The organism is Aeromonas sp. MdU4 (genome assembly GCF_041929505.1).
In the GTDB taxonomy this organism is placed as follows: domain Bacteria; phylum Pseudomonadota; class Gammaproteobacteria; order Enterobacterales; family Aeromonadaceae; genus Aeromonas.
The window spans coordinates 48,139-63,172 of the sequence record NZ_JBHFMW010000027.1; the positions used below are offsets into that span (position 1 = coordinate 48,139).

18 protein-coding genes are annotated in these 15,034 nt (G+C 59.1%); 9 read left to right on the forward strand and 9 right to left on the reverse strand.

The features are described from left to right. Positions 1-71 precede the first annotated feature (71 nt). Positions 72-1,370, forward strand: coding sequence for a LapD/MoxY N-terminal periplasmic domain-containing protein (locus tag ACE1BR_RS16270; RefSeq protein WP_374872066.1), 1,299 nt, complete (start codon positions 72-74; stop codon positions 1,368-1,370). After that, positions 1,367-2,308 (forward strand): TAXI family TRAP transporter solute-binding subunit, encoded by a 942-nt coding sequence (locus ACE1BR_RS16275; RefSeq protein ID WP_374872068.1) that lies wholly within the window; start codon positions 1,367-1,369, stop codon positions 2,306-2,308. Before ACE1BR_RS16270 ends, ACE1BR_RS16275 begins: the two co-directional genes overlap by 4 nt. Here ACE1BR_RS16275 and ACE1BR_RS16280 read toward each other — a convergent pair. Together ACE1BR_RS16280 and znuA are read right to left on the reverse strand one after the other, a co-directional pair. Beyond that, a complete protein-coding gene (locus tag ACE1BR_RS16280; RefSeq protein ID WP_374872070.1) occupies positions 2,303-2,977 on the reverse strand; it encodes a transglutaminase-like cysteine peptidase in 675 nt (224 codons plus the stop codon). The two genes, ACE1BR_RS16275 and ACE1BR_RS16280, sit on opposite strands and share 6 nt — an antisense overlap. A 65-nt stretch (positions 2,978-3,042) precedes the next feature. After that, on the reverse strand, positions 3,043-3,987 hold the full coding sequence (gene znuA, locus ACE1BR_RS16285; RefSeq protein WP_374872072.1) for a zinc ABC transporter substrate-binding protein ZnuA: 945 nt from the start codon (positions 3,985-3,987) through the stop codon (positions 3,043-3,045). Between the two features lie 93 nt (positions 3,988-4,080). Between znuA and znuC the strand changes: the two genes are divergently transcribed. Next, positions 4,081-4,857, forward strand: coding sequence for a zinc ABC transporter ATP-binding protein ZnuC (gene znuC, locus ACE1BR_RS16290; protein ID WP_374872074.1), 777 nt, complete (start codon positions 4,081-4,083; stop codon positions 4,855-4,857). A gap of 21 nt (positions 4,858-4,878) precedes the next feature. After that, complete coding sequence (znuB, locus tag ACE1BR_RS16295) at positions 4,879-5,658, forward strand: zinc ABC transporter permease subunit ZnuB (RefSeq protein WP_374872076.1); 780 nt, start codon at positions 4,879-4,881, stop codon at positions 5,656-5,658. A 9-nt stretch (positions 5,659-5,667) separates the two neighbouring features. Here the strand turns inward: znuB and ACE1BR_RS16300 are convergent, their stop codons facing one another. Then, positions 5,668-6,558, reverse strand: a complete 891-nt coding sequence (locus ACE1BR_RS16300; protein ID WP_374872078.1) for a LysR substrate-binding domain-containing protein — start codon at positions 6,556-6,558, stop codon at positions 5,668-5,670. A gap of 91 nt (positions 6,559-6,649) precedes the next feature. Between ACE1BR_RS16300 and ACE1BR_RS16305 the strand changes: the two genes are divergently transcribed. After that, a complete protein-coding gene (locus ACE1BR_RS16305) occupies positions 6,650-7,507 on the forward strand; it encodes a DMT family transporter (RefSeq protein ID WP_374872080.1) in 858 nt (285 codons plus the stop codon). A gap of 4 nt (positions 7,508-7,511) precedes the next feature. Here ACE1BR_RS16305 and ACE1BR_RS16310 read toward each other — a convergent pair whose 3' ends face one another. Continuing rightward, the gene (locus ACE1BR_RS16310; RefSeq protein WP_374872082.1) at positions 7,512-8,099 is read right to left on the reverse strand and encodes a uracil-DNA glycosylase family protein; all 588 of its coding nucleotides are present in this window, start codon (positions 8,097-8,099) and stop codon (positions 7,512-7,514) included. 99 nt (positions 8,100-8,198) lie between these two features. Here ACE1BR_RS16310 and rarD point away from each other — a divergent pair, with 99 nt between their 5' ends. Then, positions 8,199-9,089, forward strand: a complete 891-nt coding sequence (gene rarD, locus ACE1BR_RS16315) for an EamA family transporter RarD (RefSeq protein ID WP_374872084.1) — start codon at positions 8,199-8,201, stop codon at positions 9,087-9,089. Here rarD and ACE1BR_RS16320 read toward each other — a convergent pair. Then, positions 9,071-9,805: a substrate-binding periplasmic protein gene (locus ACE1BR_RS16320; protein ID WP_374872086.1), complete on the reverse strand. Its 735-nt coding sequence runs from the start codon at positions 9,803-9,805 to the stop codon at positions 9,071-9,073. The two genes, rarD and ACE1BR_RS16320, sit on opposite strands and share 19 nt — an antisense overlap. A gap of 44 nt (positions 9,806-9,849) precedes the next feature. On the opposite strand from ACE1BR_RS16320, the gene ACE1BR_RS16325 reads away from it, so the two are divergent. After that, on the forward strand, positions 9,850-10,191 hold the full coding sequence (locus tag ACE1BR_RS16325; RefSeq protein WP_374872088.1) for a GIY-YIG nuclease family protein: 342 nt from the start codon (positions 9,850-9,852) through the stop codon (positions 10,189-10,191). 90 nt (positions 10,192-10,281) lie between these two features. Here the strand turns inward: ACE1BR_RS16325 and pspG are convergent, their stop codons facing one another. From pspG to ACE1BR_RS16345, 4 genes are all read right to left on the reverse strand, one after another. Then, entirely contained in the window at positions 10,282-10,500 is a 219-nt protein-coding gene (pspG, locus tag ACE1BR_RS16330; RefSeq protein WP_236350113.1) for an envelope stress response protein PspG, read from the reverse strand. A gap of 48 nt (positions 10,501-10,548) precedes the next feature. After that, positions 10,549-10,755, reverse strand: coding sequence for a PspC domain-containing protein (locus ACE1BR_RS16335; protein ID WP_005335873.1), 207 nt, complete (start codon positions 10,753-10,755; stop codon positions 10,549-10,551). Between the two features lie 2 nt (positions 10,756-10,757). Beyond that, positions 10,758-11,420, reverse strand: a complete 663-nt coding sequence (pspA, locus tag ACE1BR_RS16340; protein ID WP_374872091.1) for a phage shock protein PspA — start codon at positions 11,418-11,420, stop codon at positions 10,758-10,760. Positions 11,421-11,629: 209 nt separating this feature from the next. Continuing rightward, entirely contained in the window at positions 11,630-12,358 is a 729-nt protein-coding gene (locus tag ACE1BR_RS16345) for a 1-acylglycerol-3-phosphate O-acyltransferase (protein ID WP_005335875.1), read from the reverse strand. A gap of 185 nt (positions 12,359-12,543) precedes the next feature. Here ACE1BR_RS16345 and ACE1BR_RS16350 point away from each other — a divergent pair, with 185 nt between their 5' ends. Together ACE1BR_RS16350 and ACE1BR_RS16355 are read left to right on the forward strand one after the other, a co-directional pair. Beyond that, the gene (locus ACE1BR_RS16350) at positions 12,544-12,921 is read left to right on the forward strand and encodes a hypothetical protein (RefSeq protein WP_374872093.1); all 378 of its coding nucleotides are present in this window, start codon (positions 12,544-12,546) and stop codon (positions 12,919-12,921) included. 52 nt (positions 12,922-12,973) lie between these two features. After that, a complete protein-coding gene (locus tag ACE1BR_RS16355; RefSeq protein WP_374872095.1) occupies positions 12,974-15,028 on the forward strand; it encodes a protein-disulfide reductase DsbD family protein in 2,055 nt (684 codons plus the stop codon). Positions 15,029-15,034 lie beyond the last annotated feature (6 nt).

Sequence of the window (15,034 nt, forward strand, 5' to 3'; positions counted from 1 at the left end):
TTAAGAACCGGGCCGGACTCGATTCTGAATAGAAACCCAAAATGTTGCGATAAATTTTCCATGAGGTAGATATGTCGTTAGCAAAACTGTTAATCAGAATAATTGTCGTCCTGTTCCTGATCGGTGCAGCACTGCTGTTCTCACTGGAAGTCACGACAGTCCGCCAATCCATCCTCGACCAGATGTCAGCCAACCTGGAAACCGCCATCACCGCTCTCGGGCTGGTGCTGCAAGGTACCCTGCTCAATGACGACAATGTGCTGGCTGAGACCATAGTCAATGCCATGTTCGATGGCGGCTTCGTCAGCTCGGTCACCCTGATCGATCCCGATGGCCAGTTGCTGTTTCAGAAGGTTTTCCATTCTACCCAGCAAAATATCCCAAGCTGGCTTCCCTCTGTTATCGGCATGCCTCCCGTCAAAATTGAGCAGGAATTGACCGATGGCTGGCGCATGCTGGGCACTCTGACGCTGGAGGGACACAGCGGCTACGCATATCAACACCTGTGGAATGCCATTAGTCGCACCGGCATGGCCCTGCTGGCAGGACTCATCGTATTTACCCTGGTCATCTCTCTGGTCTGCAAGCGCCTGCTACAACCCCTGGAGCAGATCAACCTGCAGCTGATCCGGGTCCGCAAACACCAGTTCCACAGCACCCTGCCCACCCCCTGGTTGCAGGATCTCAAAGAGGTGGCGATCTCCATCAACCAACTTGTCTCCGAACGAAAAAGGGATTTGTTGCAGCAACGGCTCAAGATCACCCAGTTGGGCAAACAACTGCCACTGACCCACCCACAGCCGCTGCAAGGGCTAAGCCCGTTGCCGGAAGGTGGCCAACTGCAAAAATTTGTCTCAACACAAGGGGATATCGCGCTCTATCAGCGCTTCTTGCCCAACCAGCCCCTTGGTGCAGACAGCGATCTCGCAACCATCCAGACCGCTCTGCAACAGTGGCAGCACTCCCATATAGAGGGGATCTTGCTGCCCCTCTCCCTGCTCAATCATCCGCAATGGTCAGAAATCGCTCCCCTGCTGAGCCAGGGACGCGGCAAGACACTGGATTGGCGCTGGGATGTGGCCAGGTTCCCCGCCCATGGCCAGTCCACATTGGCAGCGTTGCAGGAACAGGGGTGTGAGCTCGCCTTCAGCGCCATTCCCCTCAATGCAGACACCTTCAATCAACTCGACCCACTAAATCCCATTTTTATCAGCTGTCAGCTGACCGATGCGCCGCTCTACTGGAATCTGCTCTCCCAGACCATGCATGCTGCTGGCTATACCCTGCTGGCAGAATCGGGAGAGTGCCGCGACATCGACAAACTGCGGACCTGGGGTATCGATGGTTATGCCAGGGAGGCGCAATCATGAAAAAGCTCGCCATACTGTTGCCCCTGCTGTGGCAACCCGGTCTGATGGCTGAAACCGTGACTCTCGCTACCGGTGGTGAGCAGGGAATTTACCACCAGATAACCAAAGAGTTTTGCCGGCTGGCCCATGAGGTCGATGAGCAACTTGAGTGCAAGCTACAAGCCACATCGGGTTCAATAGAAAACCTGCAGAAGCTGAAGAGCGGCGAGACTTCCTACGCCATGGTGCAGTCGGACTGGCTGTATCAGGCAAGCAAGGGCTTAGGCCCTTTTGCCACGCAGCCACAACCTGAGCTGCGCGCACTATTTGCCACCCATGCCGAACCCTTTACCATAGTGATCCGGGCCGACGGCGGCATCACCTCGCTGGAGCAGCTCAAACTCGCCCCCATCGATATGGGATTGAAGGGCTCTGGAACCCGCCAGACCGCGCTGACGCTCTTCAGTATACTGGGGGCCAAAGAGCAGGACCTCGATCTGAAGAGCATGGCCAACCTGCCAGATGCGCTCTGCAGCAAGCAGATCGACGCATTTGCTCTGGTGATGGGGCATCCGAACCGGATCGTGCTCGACACAGCCAAGCGCTGCGCCGTCAGCTTCCTCCCCATCGAAGGGGCCACCCGGGATCAGTTGCTAAAGGGAGTCAAATATTACCAGCGCAGTCAGGTACCCGCCCGCATCTACCCCGGCAATCTAAAGGCGACTCCCACCTTTGCCATTGCCGCCACCCTAGTCACCAATGCCACCATGCCGGAAGAGTCTGTCTATCGCCTGACCAAGGCCATGCTGACCCAGCAAACCAAGTTCAATGAGCAGACTTATGGCTACGCCAATATGTTTCACCGGGCACGTAATAAAACCGGCCCGGTGCTGAGCATTGAACAGCATCCGGGCGCAGCGAAATATTTCGAGGAGTTGAAAGCGGCGGGCAAGCTATAGCTGACGACGGGGAGAGCGCAACTGCTCGCTGGAGAAACGGGTCTTCATCGATGTCCACTGCGCTAGCCTATCGGCACTCCCTGCCAGCGTCCCTTCCCGGCGTGACTTCATGATCCAGATGCTTTTGGCATCGAAGCTGTAAACAGGGATGAGATCGGTACGCTTGCTACCCGGTAGGATCCGGCTGTTGATGTTGTCGAGCACCAGTGGATCAGCCTTTGGGGTTGGGAAGTAGAGCGTCACCATGTGGAACTGGTTGTAACGCACAGCCTTGACGTAGGCCAGGCGCAGCTTCTTCTCATCCACCCCCAGCTCCATCAGGGTGTAGTACTTGGCGATGCTGTAATCCTCGCAATCCCCACCCCGGGCACCGATGAACTCCAGCGGATTGGCCCAGTAATCCTCATCCCCCCACAACTTGGGATCCTCGCTGTAGGTCAGATTGTTGAAGTAATTGTTCACCAGCTCAACCTTCTGCTGGTCGGTTGTGCCCGCTCTGGGGGTGAGCAGACGAGAAAATGCCTCGGCCCGCTGAATGGCTCGGCCACCATACACATCCTGCAGCTTAGCCCGCAGATCCGGACTGACAATGTACTCGGAGAGACGCGATGCCTGCACGCTGGCGCAACATAGCGCCAGCGTGCAGGCTGGGATCAACAACCATTTCATACCAGACACTCCATGTCAGATGCTGGAGGTCAGTATAGTCTCCACAGATATAGCACTACACCTCTTCAACGGCACTGAGCGAAAGCATTGGCCAGCTGCTCCATGAATTGGGGATAACCATCCGGGCCAAGCGGCACTTGCTCACCCACCTCATCCAGCAGTAGCACCTTGGCTCCGGTATTGCGGGCAACCGACTCGATCACCGCTGGAGAAAACTGCGGCTCGGCGTAGATGCAGCTCGCCTGTTTCTCCTCCAGCGCTTTGCTGATCTCCACCAGCGTCTTGGCGCCGGGACGACGCTCCGGGCTGACGGTAAAGTGGCCTTTGGAGCTCATGCCGTAGTGGCGCTCCCAGTAGCCATACGCCTCATGGAACACAAAATAGCCCTTCTGATTCACCGCCTGCATCTGCGCAGCAATCACTTTGTCCTTCGCATCGACCTTGGCGGTAAACGCAGACAGATTGGCTTCGTAACGCGCCTTGTTGGCCGAGTCTTGTTCGCCAAGTTCGCTGGCGATAGCACCAGCAATCACCTTGGCCTGTTTCGGGCCAAGCCAGATATGGGGATCGATCCCTTCATGATGATGACCTTCATGCCCTTCATCATGATCATGGTCACCGTGCTCGTGAGCGGCATGGTCATGATCGGGTGCATCATGATCATGGGAGTCATGACTCTCCTTGGTCGCGTAGTTGAACAGCGGCATGCCCGGCACCCGGGTCAGGGTCAACACATGGGGATGATTGGCCAACGGCTTGGCCATAAAGCCCTCCAGCTCGGGGCCAACCCACACCACCAAATCAGCCTCCCCGATCTTGCGAACATCGGAGGGACGCAGGGAAAAATCGTGGGGAGAGGCGCCAGCAGGCAGCAATACCTTGGGTTCACTCACCCCATCGGTGATCGCTGCCGCGATAAAACCGAGCGGCTTGATAGTCGTCAGCACCTCAAGGGCACGGACAGGCAAACTCACCGCCAGCAAGGCAGTGAAAAGCGCAATAATTCTCATTGATGAATCTCGTCAGGGGGTGAGTATGTGATAATATAACAGCTCCTTTTTGTTATATTATAACTCTCACTGGCTGTAAACCCCGGAGCTGTCATGACCCAACTGGTAGAGCTGAAAGAGGTCTGTCTTTCGTTCGATGGACGCTCAGTGCTCGACAAGGTCTCCTTTACCCTCAATAAAGGCAAAATCACCACCTTGGTCGGCCCCAACGGAGCGGGCAAGAGCACCCTGAGCAAACTGGTATTGGGTCTGCTCACCCCGGATTCCGGCCAGATCACCCGCAGCGGCGACTTGCGGGTCGGTTATGTTCCGCAGCGACTCTATCTGGATCCCACCCTGCCGCTGACGGTGCGCCGCTTTCTGCAGTTGGGCAAAAAGGGGAGGATCTCCATCGAGGAAGCGCTGACCAGAGTCGGTGCCGAAGGACTGCTGGACAACCGGATGCAGAAGCTCTCCGGTGGCGAGATGCAACGGGTGCTGCTGGCTCGCGCCCTGCTGGTTAAACCCGAACTGCTGGTGCTGGACGAGCCGGTGCAGGGGGTGGATATCAACGGCCAGATCGAGCTCTACGCACTCATCGGCAAACTGGCCGCCGAGTTCAACTGCGCCGTACTGATGGTCTCCCATGACCTGCATCTGGTGATGGCCAGCACCCATGAGGTGATCTGCCTCAATCGCCATGTCTGCTGTCACGGCGAACCGGAGAGCGTAGCCCGCCACCCCGAATTTGCCCGCCTGTTCGGGCGCCCGGAACAGGAGGTGCTGGCGGTCTATACCCACCATCACCACTGCGATGGCGAACACCATCATCATGAACCGCAGGCCCCCGTCATCCGCCTGCCTTCTCGCAACAACGCTCAGAGCAAATAGCGAAAACAACAGGACATTCAAGTGGATAGCTTTCTGTTATACGCCCTCGCGGCCGGTCTCGGCATCGCCCTGCTGGCTGGCCCCCTCGGCAGCTTCGTGGTATGGCGCAAGATGGCCTATTTTGGCGATACCCTCTCCCATGCCTGCCTGTTCGGCATCGCGCTGGGCATCCTGCTGCAGGTCGATCTCACGCTGGCGGTGGTGGTCTGCTGCCTTGCCATGGCGATGTTGCTGGTGATCATGAGCCGCAACCAGCAGGTGGCCACCGATACCCTGCTCGGCATTCTGGCCCACAGCGCCCTGTCGCTCGGTCTGGTTACCTTGAGTTTTATGGATAATGTGCGGGTAGATCTGATGGCCTACCTGTTTGGCGACCTGCTCTCGGTGCAACCGATGGATCTGCTCTGGATCTACGGTGGCGGCGCGCTGGTGCTGCTCACCCTGTGGCGACTGTGGGATCCCCTGCTCTCTATGACCATCTCGGAAGAGCTGGCGCGGGTAGAAGGGGTTCGGGTCGATGTACTGCGCTGCGTGCTGATGCTGCTGATCGGGTTGGTGATCGCCGTAGCGATGAAGTTTGTCGGGGCACTGATCATCACCTCCCTGCTGATCATCCCTGCCGCCACTGCCCGCCGCTTCAGCCAGACACCTGAGCAGATGGCTGGCTTTGCCGCGCTGATCGGCTGCCTCGCCGTGCTCGGCGGGCTGACGCTCTCCTGGTATCAGGACACTCCGGCAGGCCCTTCGGTGGTGGTCTGCGCCACCACTCTGTTTGTGCTGAGTCAGTTCAAGAGAGCGTAACGGCGCAGGCTAGAGCGGCATGCTCTGGCGTGTCTCCATCATCAGCCACTGGCGCAACCGGCTGATGGCGGGCTCATGGGCCCGGGATCGCTTGCAGGTAAAATAGAAGGCATCCCCCGTCTCCAGCTGGTGAACCGGCAAGGCCACCAGCTGGGGATCATCGGGCCGCAGCATATAGTCGTTCACGAACGCCACCCCCTGATCCCAGGCTGCAGCCTCCATCGCCAGCAACACATGGCTGAAGTGGTGCATCCGCGCCTCGTCAGGGATCACCAGCCCGCCCGCCTTGGCCCAGCGCTGCCAATCCTCCCCCCGCGCCTTGTAGATGGACTGCACCGAGAGCAGCGGCAGTTGCCAGATGACCTCTGGCCACGCTCCCTCAACCTGCTGCAACAAACGGCGACTACAGACCGGAAAGAGTCGCTCCTGATAGATGAGATCGTGGCAGTAGCCGCGCCCGTGAGGTGAAACGGTTATAAAACAGTCTGCGACCCGATCAGAGAGTACGGGATCTTCCGCCACCATCTCGAGGCTCAAATCGAGCTCGGGATAGAGCTGACGCAATCCGGCCAACCGCGGGATCAGCCACTTCACCGCGAACGAGCTGTAGACCGCGAGGCGCAGCCGCATCTCGCCACCACCGCGCAGCTGCTCGCTACTCTGTGCTATCTGGCCTAGCCCGGCAGAGATCCCTTCAAAATAGCTCTCCCCCTGCGCAGTCAGTGAGAGCAAGCGTCCCTGGCGCAGCAAAAGCCGCTCTCCCAGAAAATCCTCCAGCAGACGGATCTGGTGGCTCACAGCGCTCTGACTGACGTTCAGCTCAAGAGCGGCGCGGGAGAAGCTGAGCAACCTGGCCACCACCTCGAAATATTGCACCGCACGCAGGGGAGGAAGCTTCATTATCTAAAAATCTCATGAATGGTCATTTTTTATCATTTTACTGAATACCAACCGGCACGCTACCCTTCCCTCATCTGAAGTAGGAGGTGGTATGAACGCAGTCGGGATCGGCATTCTTTATCTGGTGCTTGGCAATATGGTGGCGGTCTTTTCCGACGCACTGGTCAAGGTGCTGGAGCCGGATCAGCCCATTTTCCAGTTTGTCTTTTTTCGCCAGGTTTCTGCCTCCCTGTTGTTACTCCCCTGGCTACTCTGGTCATGGCGAAGCAACCCGCCGGTCGCCATCAAATGGCATCTGCTGCGAGCCCATATCTGGGCAGTCGGAATTTGCCTGATGGTGCTCGCGCTCACCCGCCTGCCGCTCGCCACCGCCAGCGCGATCTTTTATGCCGCCCCCTTGATGATGGTGCCGCTGGCGGTGTGGATGGCGGGGGAAGCCATCTCGCGCCAAAAGGTGCTGACTGCTCTGATAGGCTTTATCGGGGTGCTGATCGTACTGCGCCCGACCGAGGTGAACTGGGCCGCGCTGGCGGCACTCGGGGTGGCGCTGTCGATGGCGCTCAATAATCTGCTAATCAAGCGGATCCCGCTGCAACAGCCTGTCGCCCAAACACTCTTCTTCACCAATGTGTTGAGCATGCCCTTCATACTGGCACTGGCGTTGTGGGAAGGTGGGGAGTGGCAATGGCAGATGTGGTGGCCTGCATGCGGCTCCTCGGCACTGATCATGGTCTATGCGGGGCTGTGCGTAATGGCCTATCGCAAGGCAGAGGCGAGCAAAATTGCCTCGGCGGAATATACGGGCCTGTTGATGGCGGTCGCTATCGGCGTGTGGTTCTTTGATGAACAACCGGGTCTGCCGCTGCTGCTCGGATGCCTTTGCATTGTGTTGCCGCTTCTCGCCATGGCGCGCAGCAAACCCAAACCTCTGGCAGAGCCGGCTATTTGATCGCTCAGGGTCGCACCAATAAAGGGGCGACCCTTTGCCGCAGGTGGGGGATAACCTCCTGCTCGAACCAGGGGTTCTTTTTGAGCCAGAGGGTATTGCGTGGGGACGGGTGTGGTAACGGTAACCAGCCGGGACCATAACCGTCCCAACATTTTACTGTTTCGGTCAGAGATCCCCTAGCCGCATCGCGCAGATAGTAGGCTTGCGCATACTGGCCTATCAGCAGGGTCAACTCGATATTGGGCAGCGACATCAGCACCTTGTCGTGCCAAGTCGGCGCACACTCGGGCCGTGGCGGCAAATCACCCGATTTACCCTTGCCGGGATAGCAGAGCCCCATCGGCATAATGGCGATGCGCGATTCGTCGTAAAAAGTGGCCTTGTCTACCCCGAGCCAGTGGCGCAAGCGATCGCCTGAGGGATCATCCCACGGGATACCGCTGGCATGGACCCGGGAGCCAGGCGCCTGACCGATGATCAGCAAGCGGGCGCTTTCGGCCCCGCGGATCACCGGACGAGGCCCCAGCGGCAGATGCGTCTCGCACAGACGGCAAGCCCTGATTTGCTCAAACAACTTATCGATTCGTTCCATGATGTTGATAGTACCAGCATTTCCCTGTTTTCCCTCTTGTGGAAAAAAGGCGCGCCCCCTACTATCGCAATGGGTGTTTAATTTAATAAACGGATAAAAATGAAAAACTGGCTAGGTACTGGCACGACCGCATTGGCATTCACTGTCTGGGGTCTATTGCCGCTCTATTTTCAATTCATGCCGGGAGTCCAGATGTGGGAGCTGATCTCGCACCGGATCCTCTGGTCTGTCGTACTACTTGGTGGACTGTTTCTGCTGCTGGGTCACAAGATCCCTTGGGCAAAACTGCGCAGCGAGCCACGCCAGCTCGGTCTCATTCTGCTGGCTGGTCCTGTCATGACCATCAGCTGGAGCATGTTTACCTGGTGCCTGACCACCGGGCAGGTGCTGACAACCAGCCTGGCCTACTTCATGACACCGCTGTTCAATATCGTATTCGCCGTCATCTTCCTGAAAGAGCGCCTTACCCCACAAAAGCATCTGGCTGTCGCGCTGGCACTGGCGGGACTGGCCTACATGCTCTTTTGCTACGGCCAACTCCCCTGGTACTCCCTCATCATGGGGGGCGTCTTTGCCTGTTACGGCCTGCTCAAGAAGATGATCCACTATGACACTGGTACCAGTCTCTATCTGGAAGCCATGGTGCAACTGCCCGTCGCACTCTTGCTCATCGGCTGGTATACATGGCACGGCGAGGGGCAATTCGTGACTGGCGACGTGAGCAACAAGTTATTGCTGATTGGGAGCGCCGTGGCGACCCTGTTGCCAGTGGGGCTGTTCAGCTATGGCGTCAGCAACACGCGCATGAGTACAGTCGGGCTGTTGCAGTATATCGAACCCAGCCTCGCCTTCCTGCTCGCCATCTACTGGTTTCATGAAGCACCAGATCCCATCAAAACCGTCGGTTTTGCCTTTGTCTGGGCCGGTTTGCTGGTAAGTCTGCTGCCACTGCACCGGATAAAACGTCGCCCTCATGGCGTGGCACGATAGCGCTCCAGTACCTTGTGCCAGCGGGGATCCCTGTCCATCTGCTCGGCAATGTCGTTGAGACGGACATGGAGATCCGCACGGGATGTGGGGACCAAAATATGGCGGGTATAGCTGGACTGGGGAAATGGGGAAATAAACAGCTTGTCCTGATAATCGGATGAGCCGATGAAGAAACGCAGCGCTGAGCCACTCACCAGAGTCACATCGATGCGTCCCCGCAGCAGTAGATCGAGATTGGTCTTCACCTTCTTGGCATCGTGACGCTCAAGCTCACCCCGTGCTACCGCATCATCGATCCCCTGATAGCGATAACCCTCCACCCCGCCAAACACGAGCCCCCTGAGGGAGTCTGGCCCGCGATAGGTAACGGGATGGGCAAGGCTGGAGATAAGTTCATTGGTATCGCGCATGATGGGAAAGGTCCAGAGGTAGTGCTCTCGCTGGGGGTCTCCCACCCACTCCGGATTGACCCAGGCAACCAGACCATCGAATTTGGGGTCGGACATTTCCAGCGCCAGTCGGGCACGATTGACTAGCCAGAGTTCGATCCTGGGTTCACCCCCCAGCTTTTCATTGAGATACTGGACCAGCTCTCGGCTCAACCCCGCATCCACTCCGGTATTGAAAGGGGGATACTGATGGTAATCATAGAGACGCATCGTCTCTCCCGGAGCCGGCACCGACAACAGTAACCACAACCAGAACCAAACTCTCATCGCACCTCCTTGAGCTGCCTTTGAGTTTGGCACAGAGAGTGAGAATGAGAAAACCCGCGACCCCCACTGCAGATCAGCCCCCGCAGCAGCCTCATTGGTCTGTCTATATGGTGCGTACCGCTACCGGTTTGCTCTATACCGGGATCAGCACGGATCCGGCACGCCGCCTGCGCCAGCACCAGAGTGGCAATGGCTCCCGCGCCCTGCGCGGCAAGGGGCCGCTGACACTGGAGTGGCAGCAAGCAATCGGCAATAAGGGAGCGGCCCTGCGTATCGAATACCGCCTCAAGCAGCAGCCAAAATCCTTCAAGGAGCAGTTGATCCAAAGCCCGGAACTCTGGCAAAGCTGGAGCCCGCAGTGGTTACCCGAAGCAACCCTGCCCTGAAGGTTGCAGATAAAAAAAGACCACTCAATGAGTGGCCGGAAAGGGGAAATCAGGGAGCATCACACAACGTCTTGCACAACTTCAGGTAGGTTACAGGTAGGTATTGGAACGCTTGCTGCGATTACTGATCAGCCAGCAAACCGCCAGCACCAGCAGCAACCAGGGGGCCAGCTTGATGATCAGAGCAAGCATGCCGCCCAGTGCCCCCAGCAGCACAAACACGCCGCTCACCAGCAACATGGCCACCAGGGTAAAACCGGTCAGCGCCATGACCAGCAGCACCACCAGCAATATGAAAAATTCCAGCATATCTTGCTCCTTATCAGTACCTTGTCTGCCAGCTGATCAACCTTTCGGTCAATCCAGCCAGCGCTTCAATTCATAACGAGGCGGCATCACCAGCACCGCCAGCAGATAGGCGGCCAGTGCCAGTGGCGGCATCAGGATCAGGGCGAGCAGTGCCACCACCCGCACCGTGACTCTGGAGACCCCCAACCGCCTGGCAATACCGGCACAGACCCCGGTCAGCTTGCGATGCACCAGATCCTTGGGCCAGGGGCTCATGATTACACCTCCGCCTTCTGGCCTTTGAGGCGGGCCAGCTCACGCTCGATCTCGTCATTGAGCTCCAGCTCGCGGAACTGGGCCTCCAGCGAGGGATTCTGCCCCAGTGTGGCCGCCTCCAGCTGGGCTTCCAGCTGATCGACCCGGCCCTGAAAACCCTCAAAGCGGGCCATCAGCTCATGCATGCGCTGGTTGTCCACCTGGGCGCGAGCACGAATGCGGCTGTGGGCTGTCTGCTCGCGCAGGGTCAGCAGCTTCTGCTTCTCGCGCGCCTCGGTCAGCTTGGCCGCCAGTCGCTCGCTGTCGGCGGTTAGCTGAGCCAGCACCTCGTCCACCCGGGCCTTGTCCTGCTCCAGTTGCTCACATTTCCTGGCCTCCGCCAGCTTCTCGGTGAGGGCGGCACGGGCCAGATCCTCACGCCCTTTCTGGATGGCGAGCTCGGCCTTGGCCGACCACTCCAGGATCTGCGCCTGCAACGCCTGCTGATGGCGTTCCAGCTGTTTCTGTTCGGCAATCACGCGGGCGGCCTGGGTACGCATCTCGACCTGCACCTGCTCCATCTCTTCGATCATCAGGCGCAGCATCTTTTCCGGCTCTTCACTCTTGTCGAGCAGGCTGTGCAGGTTGGCATTAATCACGTCGGTCAGGCGGCTGAATACGCTCATGGTCTGGCTCCTTGTTGATGGGATGGCTATCTCTTCCCATTGCATTACAAGAGCCGTGCCAAGAAAAATTATTGTTGTTTTACATATAGATGGGATTTTTTGAGAAAACTCAAGAAGGGGTAATTGGTGAAAATAGCCAATCAAGTGGTGATTTTTACCAACAAAAAAGGGAGCCGGTGGCTCCCTTGTCGATTCATCTGCGATATCTATCAGGCGGCGTGGCTGTGGCCCAGCTTGCTGTCCAGTTCGGTCAGCTTGGCCTCCATCCGGGCGCGGCAGGTATCAGAGAGATCGCGAATGCCGCTGGCACCGTGCTCCTTGCTGCAGACCGGCGCCATCACTTCCACCAGCACTTCGCCGTTGTCCCAGCGATTGAGGTCGACCTGACCGAAGTAGCTGGAGCAGACAATGGGCACCACCGGCACTTCAGCCTGTACCGCAGTGTGGAAAGCGCCCGCCTTGAACGGCAGCAGGCCACGCCCCTGGGAGCGAGTCCCTTCTGGGAACATCCAGATGGAGGTGCCGCGATTCTTGATGCGATCAACTACCTGACCGATGGTGCCGATGGCACGGGAGCGGTTGGAACGATCGATCAGCACGTTGCCGGAGAGCCAGAAGATAAGGCCGAACAGCGGCAGCCAGAGCAGGCTCTTCTTGCCCACCGCCACCACGCCGGGCTGCACCGCACCGGTCACGGTGAAGATGTCAAAGTTGCTCTGGTGGTTGCAGACGTAAACCGCCGGGCCAACCGATTTGACCTCGTCGGCCACCGTCACCTTGACTCGCAGCCCGATCAGCGGGCAGACCGCGTGATACATGCGGGCGAAGACATAAACGTTGTTGGGATGGCGCGGACGAACCAGACAGAGCAGCAGGCCGAACAGGAACCAGAAAATGAGCAGCAGACCAAGCAGCAGCACACGGGCAATTTTGAGCATCGAACACCTCGAGTTTTAACTCGGCGCAGTATACTGATCCCCCTTTTAGCGAACAAGCGTTCGCCAAACAGAACCGACCACCCTCCCCGTCGCGCCCCCCATGACACTGCTCATAAATACGCCGCCGACTTGCCCCTCCCGCCATTGGTCGTTAGGATGGCGCCATCTTGATGGACGGGGCGAACATGATTCACCAACAACGCGTGGCGAAACATCTCCTGCTGCTGGTCTGCCTGCTGGTGCTCAATTGTGCGGCCCAGCCGCTGGCCAGGCTGGCCCTGCTCGATCACGCCCTCAGCTGTCAGGCGCTGCCCGTTCCAGGCTCGGCAACGGATCAAGAGGATGCCAAACCGACCAGCCCGCAGCCCACCAGTTGCCAGCTCAACGGCAAGTGGCTGAGCGCCGCCACCCTGCTCTGCGTCGAACAGCTCTTCTTTGCCGTGGCCGTGCTGATCGCCCTGCTGACCCCTCTTTGGCGCTACACACCGCCACTTCCCCCTCCCAGAGTCATCTCGCCGCCCGAACGGCGTCTGCACCTCACTCTCTGCGTCTGGCGGGAATGAGTTTGGCTGCGTTCTTTCGTTAGCTGTCACTCATTTTTGCGAGACCAAAAAAATGTCGAATCTCTTCAAGGCGGCCCTACTACTGGGCGGTCTGCTATGGCAATCCATGGGATTGGCCAGCGATACGGGCTGGCTCACCAGCCCACAGAATGATCACGCCAAGGTGCGACTGCAGGCTGACCACAGCGCCCCTGACCACACCCGCATCCTGCTCGACGTAGCACTCGAGTCCGGCTGGAAGACCTACTGGCACAGCCCGGGCGAAGGGGGCATTGCCCCCCAGATCCTGTGGGATGAGCCGATCGCTGCGCTGCAGTGGCACTGGCCAGTGCCGCGCCACTTCGAGGTAGCCGGGCTTAGCACCCAGGGTTATCAGGGCAATGTGACCTTCCCCCTCAGCCTCAGCTATCCGGCAGAAAAGGCGCTCAAGGGCACCTTGCGCCTCTCCACCTGCAGCAACGTCTGCATTCTGACCGACTACCCCTTCACCCTCACGGTGGATGGGCAGGCCCCGGCCGGTTTCGACTTTGTCTGGGCCAAGGCCATCAGCAACCTGCCCCAACCGCTGCCCGCCGCCACCCGGGTGGAGCTCGGTTATCAGCAAAACCAGCTGCAACTGCGCGCCGAGCGGGCAGAGGGCTGGCAATCGCCTGCCCTCTTTATCGACGCTCTGGAAGGAGCCGAATTTGGCAAACCTGCGCTTGAGGTCGAGGGTAACACCCTGATCGCCCGGGTGCCGGTGAGCGATGGCTGGCAGGGGGATGCACCGGATCTGCGCGGCCAATCCCTCGGCTTGCTGCTTACCAGTGGCGAACAGGCGTGGCAGGGCAAAGGCTCGATTGGCGAAGCGCTCGTATTGCCAACGCCGAGCCAGCCCCTGCTCTGGTTGCTGGGGGCGGCGCTGCTCGGCGGCCTCATCCTCAACCTGATGCCCTGCGTGCTGCCGGTACTGGCGCTCAAGTTGGGGTCTGTGCTGCAACATCAGGCGCGTGAACAGGGAACGGTACGCAAACAGTTCCTCGCCGCCAGCGCCGGGATCATCGCCTCCTTCTGGGTGCTGGCCGCCATGAGCAGCCTGCTGCGCGCCCCCGGCTTCGGAATGAGTGGGGCCGTCGGCTGGGGCATCCAGTTCCAAAGCGCCGGTTTTATCGGCTTGATGGTGCTGGTGACCCTGCTGTTTTGCGCCAACCTGCTGGGGCTGTTCGAGATCCGCCTGCCCAGCGCTCTCAGCACTCGCCTCGCCACCAGCGGTGGCAATGGCCTCGGTGGTCACTTCCTGCAGGGGAGCTTCGCCACCCTGCTCGCCACCCCCTGCTCCGCGCCCTTCCTCGGCACCGCGGTGGCCTTTGCGCTGGCCGCGCCCCTTGGCCAGCTTTGGCTTATCTTCACCGCGCTCGGAATTGGCATGAGCATGCCCTGGCTGCTGGTAGCAGCTCTGCCACGGCTCGCCCTCTGGTTGCCGAAACCCGGGCGCTGGATGAACCATCTGCGCATCCTGCTCGGTCTGATGATGCTGGGCTCCAGCCTCTGGCTGAGCAGCTTGCTCAACAACCATCTCGGCAGCTATGCCACCGGCGGGCTGATGGCCGCCATGCTGCTGGTACTGCTGATTGGCATCATCTGGCGTTACGGCATACGCGGCTTCACGCTGGCCCTCTCCCTCTCGGCGCTTGTCGGTGGGGCCCTGCTACTGGGGGGCGCCTTCACAGCGCAGGGGTCGGGCAGCACCGACAAGGTGGTCTGGCAACCGCTATCTGAACGCGCCATCACCGATGCGCTGGCCCACAACAAGCGGGTCTTTATCGATGTCACCGCCGACTGGTGCGTGACCTGCAAGGCCAACAAATACAACGTGTTGCTGCGCGATGAGGTGCAACAGGCCCTCTCGGCCCCCGATGTGGTGGCCCTGCGCGGTGACTGGAGCAAACCGGACGAAGCCATCGCCGCCTTCCTGCGCCAACGCGGGGCGGCAGCCGTCCCCTTCAACCAGATTTATGGCCCGGACTTGCCGCAAGGGGTCACGCTGTCGCCCCTGCTCGACAAGGACGCTCTGCTGACCACCTTGCACAAGGCTGGCCTGCTTCAGGCTGGCACCACCCGATTTTAAGGAGTA